This is a genomic window from Microlunatus speluncae (assembly GCF_009299835.1).
GTDB lineage: Bacteria > Actinomycetota > Actinomycetes > Propionibacteriales > Propionibacteriaceae > Microlunatus > Microlunatus speluncae.
In genome coordinates this window covers 134,607-148,362 of record NZ_VKCZ01000012.1, presented here as the reverse complement: position 1 = coordinate 148,362, position 13,756 = coordinate 134,607, and the positions used below count along the sequence as shown (strand labels likewise).

Here is a 13,756-nt window from a genome sequence, read left to right as displayed (position 1 = left end):
TTACGTGTCAGTAGAAGCGGCGCGCGCTGCCCCGAGGCGTGGAACGTCGGTGCCGTAGACGTGGACAGAGAGCTCTGCGTGGGACGGATCGCGTTCGCAGCAACGATCAATAGTACGCACCTGCGCGATGATCCTCCGCACACCTATTTCACCAGTATCCTTTCAGTGACGATCAATCTAACCGCCCCTATGACAGTCCGGACGCAGTCATTGCGGATGCGCCGAATCCCGCTGAACTGCACGGCCGGACCTCGCCGTCCTACGCCACCCTGATGCAGGGCAATCTGCCGTTGGGAATAGTGCTGACCACGCCCCTCATCGCGACCGAATCGGTACGGCCGCGATTGAAACCGCACCGGAGTGCCTGGAGCCTTCAATTAGTTGGTGGAAGAATGGAGTTTTCATGGCACGTCCATCGAAGTTGCGGGAGCGTGCTGTCCGGCTGGGCCCTGAGACGATGGTGCGCGGCGAGTATCCGACCGAGTTCGAAGCGATCCGCACGATCGCGGGTCAGCTCGGAATCGGGCCGACCGAGACCCTGCCGAAATGGGTCCGTCAGTCAGAAGTTGATCATGGTGAGCGGCCGGTAATACGAACTGAGGACATCGTTGAGATCGAGGCGTCGAAGAAGGAGAACGCCGATCTACTCCGAGCGAAATGAGATTGCGAAGTCGGCGTCGGCTTTCTTGGCATCAATGCCAGAGGGGTGACTGCCCGGCCGAGGTTCGCTCCTTTCTTCACGGCCCCGACCGGCCCTCATTGCGCTTGGTGGCTGACCTCGATGTGCGGCGCCGGTCGGGTGTCTTGGCGTCCGCGGTGCATGGCTTGATAGGTGCCTGCTCGCGGCATCGTCCGCGCTGGATTGAGGCGTGCCCGCCTTGCGGGCGCTAGGACACCTGATTCGCGTTCGAGCAGGCTTGGAGGTCATGGTCATGATCGGCGCCGATTCCCACAAGCAGACTCACACCGTGATCGCGCTCGACGAGGTCGGACGAAGGTTGGGCGCCAAGACGGTGCGCGCCAATGACGACCGTCACCTCGCTCTGGTCGAATGGGCGGCCCAGTTCTCCGATGTCAACGAGGGTTACCTCCGGTTTGCACTGGAAGACTGCCGGCATCTGACTCGGCGGCTGGAGTCAGATCTGTTGACGGCCGGGCACCGGGTGGTTCGCGTGCTGACCCGGCTGATGGCCGGCTCCCGGCAGGCGAGCCGGGAGTTGGGGAAGTCGGATCCGATCGATGCCGAAGCGGTGGCCCTTGCTGCGGTGCGGCACCCAAACCTGCCGATCGCCGAGCTGGACGGACCCTCGCGGGGGGTGAAGTTGCTGTCCGATCACCGTCGTGATCTGGTGGTTCAGCGCGCCAAGATCGCAGTTCAGGTGCGCTGGCATCTGCACGAACTGGACTCGGACCTGCAGATTCCGAACCGCGGCCTGCGCCGCCTCCGCCTGGTCCGTGGGCTCCGAGCCGAACTCGATCGCTTCGACGGCGTGGTGGCTCGCCTCGCTCGCGGCCTGTTGGAGCGCTGTGCCGAGCTCACCGGCCAGATCAACGGACTTGGGAAGGCACTCCGCGGACTGGTCCGGACGCTGGCGCCCTCGCTGCTGGAGGTCCCGGATGCGGTGTGTTGGCCGCTGCGGTGACCGTCGGCGAGACGGCCGGTGTTCATCGCTTCCGCAACATGGACACCTACGCCCGTTTCACCGGCACGCGCCGGTGCCGGTGTTGTCGGGTTCGAGCAGAGGCAAGGTCCGATTGAATCGCGGCGGCAACCGGACCACGAACTGCGCGCTTCATAAGATCGCTGTCACCCAAGCCCGCGGCAATGCCCCGGCAAGGCAGACCTCAACAGGCAGTTCGAGCGAGGAAAGGGCCGAGTTGCCAGTCTTCGGCTGCTCCGCCGGCGCCTCTCCGATGCCGTCTTCGCAGCACTCCGAACCGACCAGAAGTCCATGATCAACAACACGAACACCCAACCACGGGTATTAACTGCCTGACACAGGAGCTTCGTGGAGTTCGACCGCCCGCCCAGGTACGCAAAGGGGTGAGCCCGGCCACTTCAGCGGGCAAGCCCGCGAGTGTACGACGGCTGCGCCATCTCCGGCGTACACAACTGGCTCAGGGTAATTCTACTGGCGGCACCGGTGAGGCACCCGAACGGCAGAGCGGTGCGCGTGGCTTGTACACGAAGCAGCAGTGCAGGGAAATTGATCATCAAGGACCCACCTCCGAGGCGGGAATGCAAGGAGTCACACAGTAGGTGGCAGAGATCGCACAAGATCACGATGACGTGAGTTCCCAACTTCGCGGGTTACAGAGCAGGTGCACTCCATCAGCTTGCGCACCTTGTGGAGGTGAATGATCAAACTCCTCAGGGCGGCGCAACGTTGAAGATCGGATCGCTGCTGATCTCGATCTGGTACGAGGGCGACGAGGTCGTCCAGGGCGCGGTTCGACGACGTTACGACTACCGCGTGGCGGATCTCGATGCAGTAGGTGTCGAGCCCTTCCGGGCTCAGGACTTGCTATCGGCTGTCGGCGCAGAGGTCGATGTCTTGGAAGCGATGCGCTCGTTGATCTCGTTCCTCTCGGCCGCTGGCGAGGCCTACGAGCACGGTCTTCGCCATCCTGAGTTGATGACTGAGAACAGGTTCCTGTTCCCGGAGTGGCTGGCTGAGGCCGCCTACCGGGAAGCCGACGGAATGGCACTGCTGGACATCCAAGATGGCGATCCCGGAGTGGAGCGCGCAGACGCGATCTTGCCGCCCAATCACCAGTTCGGGATGGAATCTCTACAGGCACGTAGGCCAACGAACCTCTCACGATCTCCCACTAGGACGGACCGCACCTTGTGAAGTGGAGGTCTCGCATGCACGGAAGGGAACGGGGGGCAGTTGGTGGGCGTTCAGTGACGATCTCTTGATCAAGATCAACTCCATCTCCCTCCGCGCAGATAGATGAAAATCGGGGATCCCAGACACTTCGCCGCCGATCTGATGCTCCAGGCGCCGCCATGCGGTCGCCGCGAGTGCGTTGCGGTGGAGGCGGAGGGCGCACCTGGTGATCGCGAAGCGATCGGCCAATTGTGATGGAGGACGAAGGATGGTTAGGGAAGGCACAGTACGCGGTGAACGGGAAGCGAAGCTGGATGCGTTGCATCAGAGGCTGACGGCGGCGGTCGAGTCGTTGGTCACCGGACAGGAGTGGCGTCGGGCGCTCGAGTTCTCAGCCAGGTTCCGCGCCCGCTCGTTCAACAACACTCTGTTGATCTGGTCTCAGCACCTTGCGGCGTACGAGCAGGGACGCGTGCCGGACCCGGCCCCAACGTATGTCGCCGGTTTCAAGCAATGGCAAGTGCTTGGCCGGCAGGTGGGCAGAGGGCAATCGGGATACGTGATCCAGGCTCCCGTTACTGCGCGATTCGCCAGTTCTACTCCCGGCAATCCTGCATCGTGGCGCCGCCTCGGCCGCAACGAAGCGCCGCGACCCGGAGAGGTTCTGCGCCGTCGGATGATCGGGATCAAGCCGGCCTACGTCTGGGACGTGTCCCAGACCTCCGGCGAACCAGTCCCGGAGCATCCCTCGCCGCAAGTCCTCGCGGGTGAGGCCCCACCGGGGCTGTGGCAGGGACTGTCGGATCTGGTTCATCGCCAAGGATTCACCCTGCTTCGGGTGCCAAGTCAGGACATGATCGGCGGCGCGAACGGAATCACGAATTACGCGCTTCACACAGTGACTGTGCGCGAGAACATGGATCCTGCCGCACAGACCAAGACCCTCGCGCACGAGTTGGCTCACGTGATGCTGCACGGACCCCAACACCCCGATGCGGTTACGCATCGTGGAATCGCTGAGGTCGAAGCTGAATCGGTTGCACTCATGATCGGGGCTGCTCATGGACTCGACACCGCGGCCTACACGATCCCGTACGTGACCAGTTGGGCGACCGAGGTCGAAGGCAAGTCCCCGGGCGAGGTGATCCAAGCGACCGGCGAGCGGGTCCGCGCGACCGCGGTGCGAATCCTCGACTCGCTCTCTACGATCCAGGTCAGTAATGGGGTTCCGCCAGGTCTCGACACTCCCGCCACCAAGGATGCCGTGGTCAAGAAGGTTCCCCCAGCGTTGAACGGAGTCCCGGCCCCACTGGTTCATCCGAGACGAATGTGAAGAGACCAATTCATCGGCGCGGCTGCACTGTCCGTTAGACAGACCCAATTCCAGAAAGTCGCGCCGATACCTCATGTGACAGTACCCCTGCGCCTAGATCTATTCCACTGAGAGGCATAGGAATGGCACAGAAGATCGTCACACTGTTCGAGGACGATTTCGACGGGAAGTCGATCAAGGATGGACAAGGTGGGACCTTCACTTTCACTCTCGATGGCGTCGAGTATGAGATCGACTTGGCCAACAAAAGCTGGAAGTCACTCGAATAGGCTATCGCACCGTATGTCGGTGTCGCTCGACGCGTCGGGCGGCGCCGACCCAAGCTAGGCGCTGGGAACGCCCGGACCGATCCTACCCAACCACGCGCCATCCGAGAGCGGGCAGCCCGCCACTGATGGTCGCCACCCTGGGAACGCTGAATGACCAAGATCAACAAGTTCACCGCAGCGTTGCGGAGCTACCATGATCACGAGCCTCCCATCGGCATACAAGAGTCGCTGGGCACGACTACTGTTGACGAAGAGGTCACGCCACCTGATCAAGATCAGATGATCTCATTGGATGCCGTCCAGGTCATCTCGGACGCGACTGCGTGATTGATCGCATCGGGCGAACGGTGTCGCCGCATTGCCGCCTTTCGGACGGGTTTCGAGACCATTCAAGGCTTGTGACACACATGCTTGACTCATTGAATGAATGATTCGATCCCTGCTGTGTTGTGCAAGACGCATGAGTGTTGTCCCAGGACCGCACAGTGTTGCCCGTGGCGGTCAAGTTGGCGTGAAGTCTGGGAGTTTTCCACAGATTGCGTTGCATCGTGACCCCTCCTGCGCGGATTAAGCGCAAGCTCTTGTCATAGGCCCGGATCACATTCGAAGACACACACGAGTTCTGTCTCTTCCAGGGGGTACGCGAATGCCAACATCACCTGCTTGCATCCAGAGCAAGACCACTCTGACTGGGCACAGGCATCTGTACGAGGATCTCTCGAAGCGCGTCAGGGATGTCGAGGCGCCACGGCCAAGAGCGCTCCTCGAGCTCGGAGGCTCGCAGTTCCCAAGGTCTTGCCAGCTGCGGCGCACACCCCTTGTCACGTCGGCTTCTCCGGCGTTCCTCGCGCACCTGATTGCCCAGGACCACATGGCGTGGCCCTCTGCGGGAGCCGAGATCACGTTGAGGGGTTGGGGATTGGGATGGAGCGTGGAGCGGTTTCGTCAGTCTTGGTTCAGACGGCCGAGTCGTTGCCGCCGGCAGCGGCAGCTCGAGAGCTCGCTCGGGCCGGAGTCGCGGTTTTCCCGTGCGAGTCGCATGGGAAGCGGCCGGCGACCGAGCACGGGTTCCACGATGCGACCAGCGAGATCGCTCGGGTCGATGCATGGTGGAGACAGATGCCGCAAGCGAACATCGGCATACCCACCGGTGCAGTCTCTGGTGTCGTCGTGATCGATGTCGATGTGCATGGACAAGTTGACGGGTTCTCATCGTTCGACCGTGCCCGCCGGGCGGGCCTGGTCGGTGGCTGGGAACTGCTTGTGCGGACTCCGTCGGGTGGGATGCATGCCTACTACCCGTCCACTCCGGACACGGCGCAGAGATCGTGGCAGGCCGCCCGCGCCGGCATTGACTTCCGCGGCAGCGGCGGCTACATCATCGTTCCGCCGTCACGGCAGGTGATCTCGGGGGCGGCGCTCCCGTACCGAGTCGAGACCGTCAATACCGGGCCGGCCGCGGCACTGGATTCGGAAAGACTCCGGGAGGTTCTCGACCCTCGGCCTACACCGCATCCCCGGTCGTCTGATTCGCTGCGGGACGCTGAAGCCTCGAGGTTGGCGGCTTGGGTATCCAGTCGTCACGAGGGAGAGCGGAATCGAGGGCTGTTCTGGGCCGCGTGTCGGCTGGCGGAGAGCGGAGTGCCGCCGACGGATGCTCTGGATGTCCTTTCGGCAGCAGCTGGTCTGGCGGGACTGGGTGAGCGGGAGATCACGACCACGGTGCGATCGGCCTACCGGTCAGTCCATCGCGACGTCACACATCGCGACCCGCCTGAACAACAATCCAACCGGTTCGGCCACCGCTCGCACCACCGCTCGGTGTCGGCACGCCAAGGGTTGCCATGATCAGACCGCCAGGCCGGAGCTGGGCCGTCACCACCGCCGTCGCCGGAACCGTATTCATTGCCGCAGGGGCGTTCTGGCTGAGCTTCACCTCGCTGGCTGATTTGGCGACTCGGTCCGGAATCGATGCCGGACAGGCCTGGGCCTGGCCCTTGATCGTGGACGGGATCATCGTGACCGCGACGGTTGCAGTTGTGGCTTTGGCCGGAGATCGGGCCGCCTGGTATCCGTGGGCCCTGCTGATCGGTGGCGCATCAGTCTCCGTCACGGCGAACGCGCTCCATGCGGTCGTAGCTGCGGATGTCAGTGTGCCGCCTGTACTCGCCGCCTCGGTCGCCTCGGTTCCACCGGTCGTGCTCTTGGCGATCACCCACCTGACCGTGATCCTCACCCAGAGAGAGGACCGTCCTTGGTCTCGCCCGTCCAGGCTTGCTGACATCAGCCTGTTGGATGGGACATCCGACCTCGGCGGCCGCACATCGGCGCCCACTGATGCCGATGCTGATCGCGCAACCGATGGATCGGGTCGGATCGCAAGGCCCAAAGTCTCAAGGAGCATCGACTCTGGCGACCGACGGGCCCGGGCATTGGCCTTGCGACACCAGGGGTGGCGCAACAAGGCCATCGCCCGCGAGCTTTCAGTCCACCCCTCGACCATTGGCCGTTGGTTTGCCCATCTCGATCAACGCCAAGCACAGAACACCGATCCATCGGAAGCCAAGGATTCGAAGGCACGGACATGATCAATTCGGACCAAGATCAAACAGGACGGATCAATCCCCTACCGGCGCAGGTAGATCCGCCATGGGCCACGGCCAGTTCACCTGCCGACCTGGCACCAATTGACGTCGACTACTTGAGACGCAGAGTCGCGGAGAACCCGGATTCGATCAAGCACCTCACGGAACCCGCACGTCGACACGATCCGAATCGGTTGCCCGCGCACACCGCCGGGCGGAGCATCCAGTGGGTTCGAGCGACTGACTTGATCAACCGAACGGCAGGCGACCTGGCCGGGCGTGGTCTCGACTTCAACATCGAGTTCGTACGGCGCCTGCGATCCAGCCCCGCCGCTGGCGTTCAGGCCATCGGAGGACGACTGGGGAAGCTGCCGCCGCTGTCAGCATTCGGCCATCGCGATCGCACTCAGGCAGCAGCCAGTCGGGCTGCCGTCGGTCTGCACTAAGGCAGGGCGAGGTTGTGGGCGCCGCTACGACGACTCTCTGGGACCTGCCGGAGCACCTGTCTGACAGGAGGTGCCCGAAGATGAAACCAACTGGCACGAGGCCCAACAGAACTGTGGATCGCGGAGAGAATGTCGAGGACTTCACCACTCGCGAGGGTCTGAGGTCGCTGTTACAGCGTCTTCACGACGCCGGGGCCAGGGCTTGGGAGCTCGATCCGATGGCCACCGACCTGATGGAGTTCGCTGCGGAGAAGTACTCATCGTTGGCGCGCAAGCATGGGCTGGATCCGTGGGAAGCCGCCAGCGCCGCCTTCGACGTCATGCGCACGAAGGCCGTCCGGTACGCGAATGATCCTTGGGCGGTGATCACACACGCAGTACGAATCACCTGCATCGCTGAGGAACGTGCCCAGGGACTGCTGTGCTCGACCCACCAGGCCCGGCGCCCGCACGTGTCGGCGGGCCACGATGCCGAGCGCTTCGGCGACCGCCAGAGTCCCTTGATCGACTTCCATCCCGCGTTCCGGGTGTTCAACGAGCACGACGCAGGAATCGGTGAAGTCGAGGACCACTCGAGAGTGTCGGCGACAGCGACCTTGGTGGTCGAGGATGCGATCAACCTGCTCACCCTCCTGGGATGGCCGACCGAGAGCGCTCGGGCCTCCGTGGAACATGTGTGCGCAGCGCTCACCCGAGCCGGCACCCGGCAGACCGCCTATGAGAGCCTGCGCCGGGACATGCACGCCCGCGCCCTGCTCGACCTTCCGGGCCCATCCTGGTCGGCGCTGCTGAAGGCGTTGCTGGGCAACCCGAATCCGGCCTACGCCGCTACCAGCACGGGCCGCGGCGTCCTGCTGCGGCTGCTCATCGGTGAGTCTGTCCCAGTCCTCTTGCGTGATGACGACCTCGTGCTGGCCGTGTCGCTGTCAGTCCCCCGCCACGGAAGCAAAGCCAGATGACCGGTCGGGACGGACACATCGAGCTGGAACGAGCGCTCGAGTCGATTGTTGTCGGGAAACGGCACCGCATCGACCTGGGCGACCTCGACGCGCTGGCCGCCTCGATCGAGCGGGACGGGCTCCTGCAGCCACCGACGGTGACTCCCGACGGGCTCCTCGTCTGCGGCGCGCGCCGGATCGCGGCCATCCGGCAACTCGGCTGGCACACCGTCAACGTCTGGGTCCGCGCTGGTCTTTCCGACCGCCTGGGGCAGCTCATGGCCGAGCAGGACGACAACAACCTCCACAAGCCCCTCACTCAGCGTGAGGCAGCCGCCCTGTATCGCGAACTCAAGCAGCTGCTGGCCGAAGACGCCGGTCGTCGGCAGGCCGCCACCCGTTTCAGCTCCGACCACCAGCCAGGAACTGACGGTGCTGCCACGGTGGCATCACCGTCACCGACCGCCGGCGGTGCGGTGCGGCGTCAGGCGGCTCAGATGGTGACCGGCCGCAACTCCTACACGACCATGGAACGCATCAGCGAACTCGAACAGCTTGCCGACGATGAGTCACAACCGGACAGCGTCAAGGAGCGAGCTCGAGAAGAGTTGCAGACCATCGATTCCGGCGGATCGATCACGGCAGCGCACCAACGCACTCGTGCCGAGCTGGTTCTGGCAGAGCTTGAAGAGATCATCACCCACCCGGCGACCACGGAGGTGGACCGGGAACGTGCGCAGAAGGAAGTGGACGGGATCCGGGGTCGGTCAGACCGGACCAACGATCTGCACCGGCTGGCTGCCGAAGCCGTCGCCCGGGTCAAGGCATCAACCGGAAAGCGGCACACGAGGCGCGCACCCTCGACTCCTCCGGCGCGCGTGGAGGTGCCTGCCCAGTACCCAGTACGCGCCTTCTTGGTGACCTGGACCGAGCTCACAGAGTGGTGGACTCACTACGACGCCGCCGAGCTCGCCGCGGCGCTCACCGACGAGGAACTCAACACGTTCCTGGCCACCGTCGAGGGAACCAACACGTTCGCCGAACACCTCCGATCAATCCGCGAGCAGCAAGCCGCGGTACCAACATCCCGAGGACACCTGCGAGCGCTGTAGCTACAGCCACCATGGCACCGGGACGTACCTAACCGACATGGATCGACTGGCTCGTGCACTCCGGCCCCGCGTTGTTCTACCCCTCACTGCAGCCGGACTGTTCCTGCTCATCGTGGTCGCCCTGGGCGTCTACGGAATCAGCACCGCCCCACACACGGCTAGAGGTACTGCGCCCAGCGGCCGGCCGGCGGTACCCACCACCTGGAGCGAGCCCGTGGCAACGCCGACCCAGGCTATCGAGATTCCGGCGACGAAGGATCCGACGTTGTTCGCACGATCCGTCGCCGAGGCACTGTTCGCGTGGGACACGGCCTCAGGCCTCATGCCGGTCGACCACACCGCGATGATCTTGAGAGTCGGGGACCCGACTGGAACGGAGCGGGCCGGCCTCGCCTCTGACATCGCCAACTACCTTCCGTCACGGCAGGCCTGGATCGAGCTCCGCAAGTACGCCACCCGTCAGCGGTTGAGCGTCCAGCGCAGCTACGTCCCGGAAGCCTGGACGGTCGTGGCAGATGCGGCGCCGCCGGGCCAAATCCAGGATGGCACGACCGCGATCACAATCGAGGGTCACCGACGCAGAGACGGCGTATGGGGCACCGAGGCCGTCACCAGCAGTCGAGCCGTGGCCTTCACCGTGTTCGTCGTCTGCGGACCGACCTATGAGAAGTGTCATCTGCTCCGACTGTCCCAACTCGACCTTGCCCTCCGCTAGGCGGCCGCGATGGCGATCAGACTCGCTGCAGCAGCTCTCATCCTGATCATGGTCGGTCCAGCCACGATCTTGATCAGCCTCGCGGCGTTGATCAGCTCTGATCTATCCGCGAACTGTGGATCCCCCAGCGGCGGCGACGTGATCGGGCGGGAAACGCCGTCGTCCCGGGTCGTCTTTCCGCTCCCTAAGGGGGTCTGGGTGATGACCGACGGGTTCGGGCGTCGGATACATCCCGTCACGGCCGACGAGTCGTTTCATACTGGGCTCGACCTGGGCGCGCCGGCCGGCACGTCGATCCGTGCCGCGGCTGACGGCATTGTTGCGGTGGCAGGACTCTCCGATGTCTATGGCGGGCTGATTGTCATCGAGCATCGAGTTGGTGATCGGGCGGTTGCAACGGCATACGCGCACATGTGGGAGGCCGGCATCCACGTCCGTATCGGCGACACCGTCACGGCTGGGCAGCCCATCGGCGAAGTCGGGAACGCCGGACGATCGACCGGACCCCATCTCCATTTCGAAGTCCGGCCCGGCGGCGCAAACGGACAGCCGATCGATCCGGTGCCGTGGCTGAACGACCACGAGGCGACCGACCTGCAACAGCCAGAGTCCAACATGTCACCGGGCTGCACTGGCAACCGATCGTCCGGTCCGCCGGAGCAGATGACCGGCGACCGGAGGCAGATGGTGGATGACCCGACCAGCGATGGCCGCATCACAGAGCCGATGCTGCACCTCTATCAGCAGGCGATCCACGCGTTCCCAGACACATCGTGGTCCTGCTACTCGCCGCGCCCAGGGAGCAAGTCCGAGCATCCACTCGGCCGCGCGTGTGACATCACCTTCGGCAATCCGATCGGGTTGAACCCGACCCCGGACCAGCTCGAGGACGGCTGGATGATCACCAACTGGATGAAGGACCACGCCGAGGCGCTTGGCGTGGAGTACCTGATCTGGCAGGGCAGGATCTGGTCCGTCGCCCGGCAAACCGAAGGCTGGCGCGTCTATAACGGAGGCGGGATGCACGACCCCAAGGACGTCACGGGCGGCCACTACGATCATCTGCACGTGACCGTGGCTCCATGACTGCCTCCGTGCTCGCGCTTGCATCCGACGCTTTGATGACGGGACCCAGGCTTCGGCACTGACGTCGATTCGACGCGCGCACCTGCGGCACATGAACCCAATCGTTCATTGCGACCTTTCCGACTGGCCATCGTCCCGGACCGCGTGGGCGGGTCGCTGATGGAGGTCTTCCCAGATTTCGACGGGCTCGCTGGAATCGGTGATCTTGAAGTCGTCGTTGGTGCATTGCTCACGGTCGTGCTCATTGCGGCTGTCCTGATGGTCGTCATCTCCGCAATCATCTGGGCTCTCGCCTCGGGGCACGGCAACCAGGCTGCCGCCGCCAAGGGCCGCATGGGGTTGCTGGTCGCCGTCATCGCCGCAGTGCTGGCGGGCGGAGGCGTGGCATGGATGAATTTCCTGATCGACCTCGGCTCACAATTCTGATCATCCGGAGCGGGGACGCCGTGCGCACCTGACTGGTGACCCACCCAAACACTCCCGGCTGCGGGAGATGCTGCTAGGAGCTACACGTGTTCAATCTGGTTATACCCATCGCCGTCGTTCCACTTCTGGTGCCGTTCGACGTCAACATCACCCCGAACGACAACGGTCTACCCGGTATCGCCCAGCTTCGAACGATCGTCGGCGCTGTGATGACGGTCGGGTTGATCCTCAGCGTCCTGGCCATGATCATTTCCGCGATCGTGTGGGGGTTCGGTGCCAACAGCAGCAACCCCAACCTGGCAGGGAGAGGCAAGACAGGGGTCTTGGTCTCCTGCGGCGCCGCGGTGATCTGCGGAGCTTCGGTCGCGTTGATCAACTTCTTCTGGGGCGTCGGTCAAACCGTCTAACTCTCCATCCGACCGAGAAAGTAGGCTTGTTGATGGGTGTCTGCGAGGTCCCCGGGATCTCCATCGTCTGTGACACGGGCGAAGTGACTGCTTCCAACCTGACGTCAGCCTTGTTCGAATGGCTCGCGTCAGCGATGGGCGAGGCAGCGGCCTGGATGTTCGAGGCCGTCTGGTCCGTCTTCGATACGACCACCCTGGTCGACCTCACCAGCGCCGGTTACGTCTCGGTTTACAACCTGCTCTTCGGCATCGCGGTGTTCGTGATGTTGATCTTCTTCTGCCTGCAGCTCCTGACCGGGCTGATCAAGCGCGACCCGACCGCACTGTCCCGCGCCGCTCTCGGGTTGGCGAAGTCGGTCCTCGGCAGCTTCGTCGTGATCACACTCACTGCCCTGCTGCTGGAGATCGTTGATCAACTCTGTGTCGGGATCGTTCAGGCTGCCGGCGAGACCACGGAAACGATGGGTGACAAGATCACCCTCCTGGTCACCGGCCTGGCCGGACTCAATGTCGCCTCTCCAACGGTCGGGCCGATCGTCACGATCTTCCTCGCCGGCCTGGCCATCGGCGGTGCCGCGATCGTGTGGCTCTCGCTGCTGATCCGCAAGGCTCTGTTGCTGGTGGCCATCGTGTTCGCGCCGCTGGCCTTCTCTGGAGCAGTTTGGGACGCGACCAAGGGATGGATCACCAAGTGGGCGATGTTCGTCATCGCCCTCATCTTCAGCAAGCTCGTCGTTGTCGTCATGTTCCTCGTCGCCGTGACCCAGGTAGCGCCGCCGATCGAGGCAGACCTGGCATCCATCAGCGACCCGTTGGCCGGCATCGTGCTGATGCTGCTCGCCGGCTTCGCGCCCTACCTCACCTACAAGTTCATCTCCTTCATCGGATTCGACATGTACCACGCGATGAGCTCCGAACAGGAAGCGAAGTCCGCCCTCAACCGACCCGTCCCGACCCCCACAAACCCGCAAGCTCCGAGCCCCCAGAAGGTGCTCGACGGCGGTGCAAACGGAGAACGTCCGGGCGGTGGACCCGGCCAGGGCGCGTCGACGAGTCCCGGACCGTCCGGCTCATCTGGTTCGGGCTCCACTGGAGGAATGTCACAGGCCGCGGGCGGCACCGGAGCATCCACCAGTGCGGGATCCGGCGCGGGTGCGGGTGCCAGCGCCGGGGCTGGTGCAAGTGCGGGAGCTGGTGCTGCAGCCGCTGGGCCTGCCGCGGCTGCTGTGGTCGGTGCCAAGGTTGCCAAGGAGGCAGCCACCGCCGGCCCCAAGGCCGGGAACGCACTCGGTGGATCAGCGGCCGGGCACGCCGACTCCGCAGCCGATGCAACCAGCCCAAGGAGCCAATCCACACCTGGTCGGGCATTCCAATCAGACTCCGGTCGAGGGGGCTCCGCTGGCGCCCGGACGCCAGCGCAGCACCCCGCGTCGGAGGGGTCGGACGCCGGCGCAGGCCAAGCCCGGCCAGGGACAGCGCAGACAAGCACCGTCATCGCCTCCCGAGCCGATGACCCCGCGCGGCCTGGCTCCCGCCAAGCCAGCCACGGCGACGCCACCCCGAAGCCCACACCGGGAAATCCACCTGCGACCAGTGAGGAATGAC

At 64.2% G+C, this 13,756-nt stretch carries 16 protein-coding genes; all 16 read left to right on the top strand.

The genetic code is table 11. From position 1 onward, the window contains the following. Nucleotides 1-403: 403 nt before the first annotated feature. The 16 genes from FNH24_RS16030 (at nucleotide 404) to FNH24_RS15965 (ending at nucleotide 13,755) form a co-directional block, all read left to right on the top strand. Nucleotides 404-661: a hypothetical protein gene (locus FNH24_RS16030; protein ID WP_152363205.1), complete on the top strand. Its 258-nt coding sequence runs from the start codon at nucleotides 404-406 to the stop codon at nucleotides 659-661. Nucleotides 662-869: 208 nt separating this feature from the next. Beyond that, nucleotides 870-1,643 carry an IS110 family transposase gene (locus FNH24_RS16025; RefSeq protein ID WP_217428257.1) on the top strand — a complete coding sequence of 258 codons (774 nt, stop codon included), beginning with the start codon at nucleotides 870-872 and terminating at the stop codon, nucleotides 1,641-1,643. Next, nucleotides 1,618-1,956 (top strand): transposase, encoded by a 339-nt coding sequence (locus FNH24_RS32655; protein WP_217428256.1) that lies wholly within the window; start codon nucleotides 1,618-1,620, stop codon nucleotides 1,954-1,956. Before FNH24_RS16025 ends, FNH24_RS32655 begins: the two co-directional genes overlap by 26 nt. A gap of 398 nt (nucleotides 1,957-2,354) precedes the next feature. Next, complete coding sequence (locus FNH24_RS16020; protein ID WP_152363204.1) at nucleotides 2,355-2,855, top strand: hypothetical protein; 501 nt, start codon at nucleotides 2,355-2,357, stop codon at nucleotides 2,853-2,855. A 247-nt stretch (nucleotides 2,856-3,102) separates the two neighbouring features. Next, nucleotides 3,103-4,167 (top strand): ArdC-like ssDNA-binding domain-containing protein, encoded by a 1,065-nt coding sequence (locus tag FNH24_RS16015; RefSeq protein WP_152363203.1) that lies wholly within the window; start codon nucleotides 3,103-3,105, stop codon nucleotides 4,165-4,167. A 122-nt stretch (nucleotides 4,168-4,289) separates the two neighbouring features. Further along, nucleotides 4,290-4,436 carry an Lsr2 dimerization domain-containing protein gene (locus FNH24_RS16010; RefSeq protein WP_152363202.1) on the top strand — a complete coding sequence of 49 codons (147 nt, stop codon included), beginning with the start codon at nucleotides 4,290-4,292 and terminating at the stop codon, nucleotides 4,434-4,436. A 150-nt stretch (nucleotides 4,437-4,586) separates the two neighbouring features. Continuing rightward, a complete protein-coding gene (locus tag FNH24_RS31480) occupies nucleotides 4,587-4,763 on the top strand; it encodes a hypothetical protein (protein ID WP_161606152.1) in 177 nt (58 codons plus the stop codon). Nucleotides 4,764-5,360: 597 nt separating this feature from the next. Continuing rightward, nucleotides 5,361-6,284, top strand: coding sequence for a bifunctional DNA primase/polymerase (locus FNH24_RS16005; protein ID WP_152363201.1), 924 nt, complete (start codon nucleotides 5,361-5,363; stop codon nucleotides 6,282-6,284). Next, nucleotides 6,281-7,024: a DUF2637 domain-containing protein gene (locus tag FNH24_RS16000; RefSeq protein WP_152363200.1), complete on the top strand. Its 744-nt coding sequence runs from the start codon at nucleotides 6,281-6,283 to the stop codon at nucleotides 7,022-7,024. The genes FNH24_RS16005 and FNH24_RS16000 overlap by 4 nt, the downstream gene beginning before the upstream one ends. 661 nt (nucleotides 7,025-7,685) lie before the next feature. Then, the gene (locus FNH24_RS15995) at nucleotides 7,686-8,426 is read left to right on the top strand and encodes a hypothetical protein (protein WP_246186926.1); all 741 of its coding nucleotides are present in this window, start codon (nucleotides 7,686-7,688) and stop codon (nucleotides 8,424-8,426) included. Then, nucleotides 8,423-9,517 (top strand): ParB N-terminal domain-containing protein, encoded by a 1,095-nt coding sequence (locus FNH24_RS15990; protein ID WP_152363198.1) that lies wholly within the window; start codon nucleotides 8,423-8,425, stop codon nucleotides 9,515-9,517. The genes FNH24_RS15995 and FNH24_RS15990 overlap by 4 nt, the downstream gene beginning before the upstream one ends. A 214-nt stretch (nucleotides 9,518-9,731) precedes the next feature. Continuing rightward, nucleotides 9,732-10,232, top strand: coding sequence for a cell wall protein (locus FNH24_RS15985; protein ID WP_246186925.1), 501 nt, complete (start codon nucleotides 9,732-9,734; stop codon nucleotides 10,230-10,232). Between the two features lie 9 nt (nucleotides 10,233-10,241). Next, a complete protein-coding gene (locus FNH24_RS15980) occupies nucleotides 10,242-11,318 on the top strand; it encodes a M23 family metallopeptidase (RefSeq protein ID WP_152363196.1) in 1,077 nt (358 codons plus the stop codon). A gap of 144 nt (nucleotides 11,319-11,462) precedes the next feature. Beyond that, on the top strand, nucleotides 11,463-11,744 hold the full coding sequence (locus FNH24_RS15975; RefSeq protein ID WP_246186924.1) for a DUF6112 family protein: 282 nt from the start codon (nucleotides 11,463-11,465) through the stop codon (nucleotides 11,742-11,744). Nucleotides 11,745-11,830: 86 nt separating this feature from the next. Then, nucleotides 11,831-12,151: a DUF6112 family protein gene (locus tag FNH24_RS15970; RefSeq protein WP_152363195.1), complete on the top strand. Its 321-nt coding sequence runs from the start codon at nucleotides 11,831-11,833 to the stop codon at nucleotides 12,149-12,151. Between the two features lie 32 nt (nucleotides 12,152-12,183). Then, complete coding sequence (locus FNH24_RS15965; protein WP_246186929.1) at nucleotides 12,184-13,755, top strand: conjugal transfer protein TrbL; 1,572 nt, start codon at nucleotides 12,184-12,186, stop codon at nucleotides 13,753-13,755. The last annotated feature ends 1 nt before the right edge of the window (nucleotide 13,756 follow it).

Coding starts and splice junctions, on each gene's coding strand:
- FNH24_RS32655 (WP_217428256.1), top strand. CDS start 1,618: ATGCGGTGTGTTGGCCGCTGCGGTGACCGTCGGCGAGACGGCCGGTGT.
- FNH24_RS15995 (WP_246186926.1), top strand. CDS start 7,686: ATGGCCACCGACCTGATGGAGTTCGCTGCGGAGAAGTACTCATCGTTG.
- FNH24_RS16030 (WP_152363205.1), top strand. CDS start 404: ATGGCACGTCCATCGAAGTTGCGGGAGCGTGCTGTCCGGCTGGGCCCT.
- FNH24_RS15965 (WP_246186929.1), top strand. CDS start 12,184: ATGGGTGTCTGCGAGGTCCCCGGGATCTCCATCGTCTGTGACACGGGC.
- FNH24_RS16015 (WP_152363203.1), top strand. CDS start 3,103: ATGGTTAGGGAAGGCACAGTACGCGGTGAACGGGAAGCGAAGCTGGAT.
- FNH24_RS16010 (WP_152363202.1), top strand. CDS start 4,290: ATGGCACAGAAGATCGTCACACTGTTCGAGGACGATTTCGACGGGAAG.
- FNH24_RS16005 (WP_152363201.1), top strand. CDS start 5,361: ATGGAGCGTGGAGCGGTTTCGTCAGTCTTGGTTCAGACGGCCGAGTCG.
- FNH24_RS15990 (WP_152363198.1), top strand. CDS start 8,423: ATGACCGGTCGGGACGGACACATCGAGCTGGAACGAGCGCTCGAGTCG.
- FNH24_RS16000 (WP_152363200.1), top strand. CDS start 6,281: ATGATCAGACCGCCAGGCCGGAGCTGGGCCGTCACCACCGCCGTCGCC.
- FNH24_RS15980 (WP_152363196.1), top strand. CDS start 10,242: ATGGCGATCAGACTCGCTGCAGCAGCTCTCATCCTGATCATGGTCGGT.
- FNH24_RS31480 (WP_161606152.1), top strand. CDS start 4,587: ATGACCAAGATCAACAAGTTCACCGCAGCGTTGCGGAGCTACCATGAT.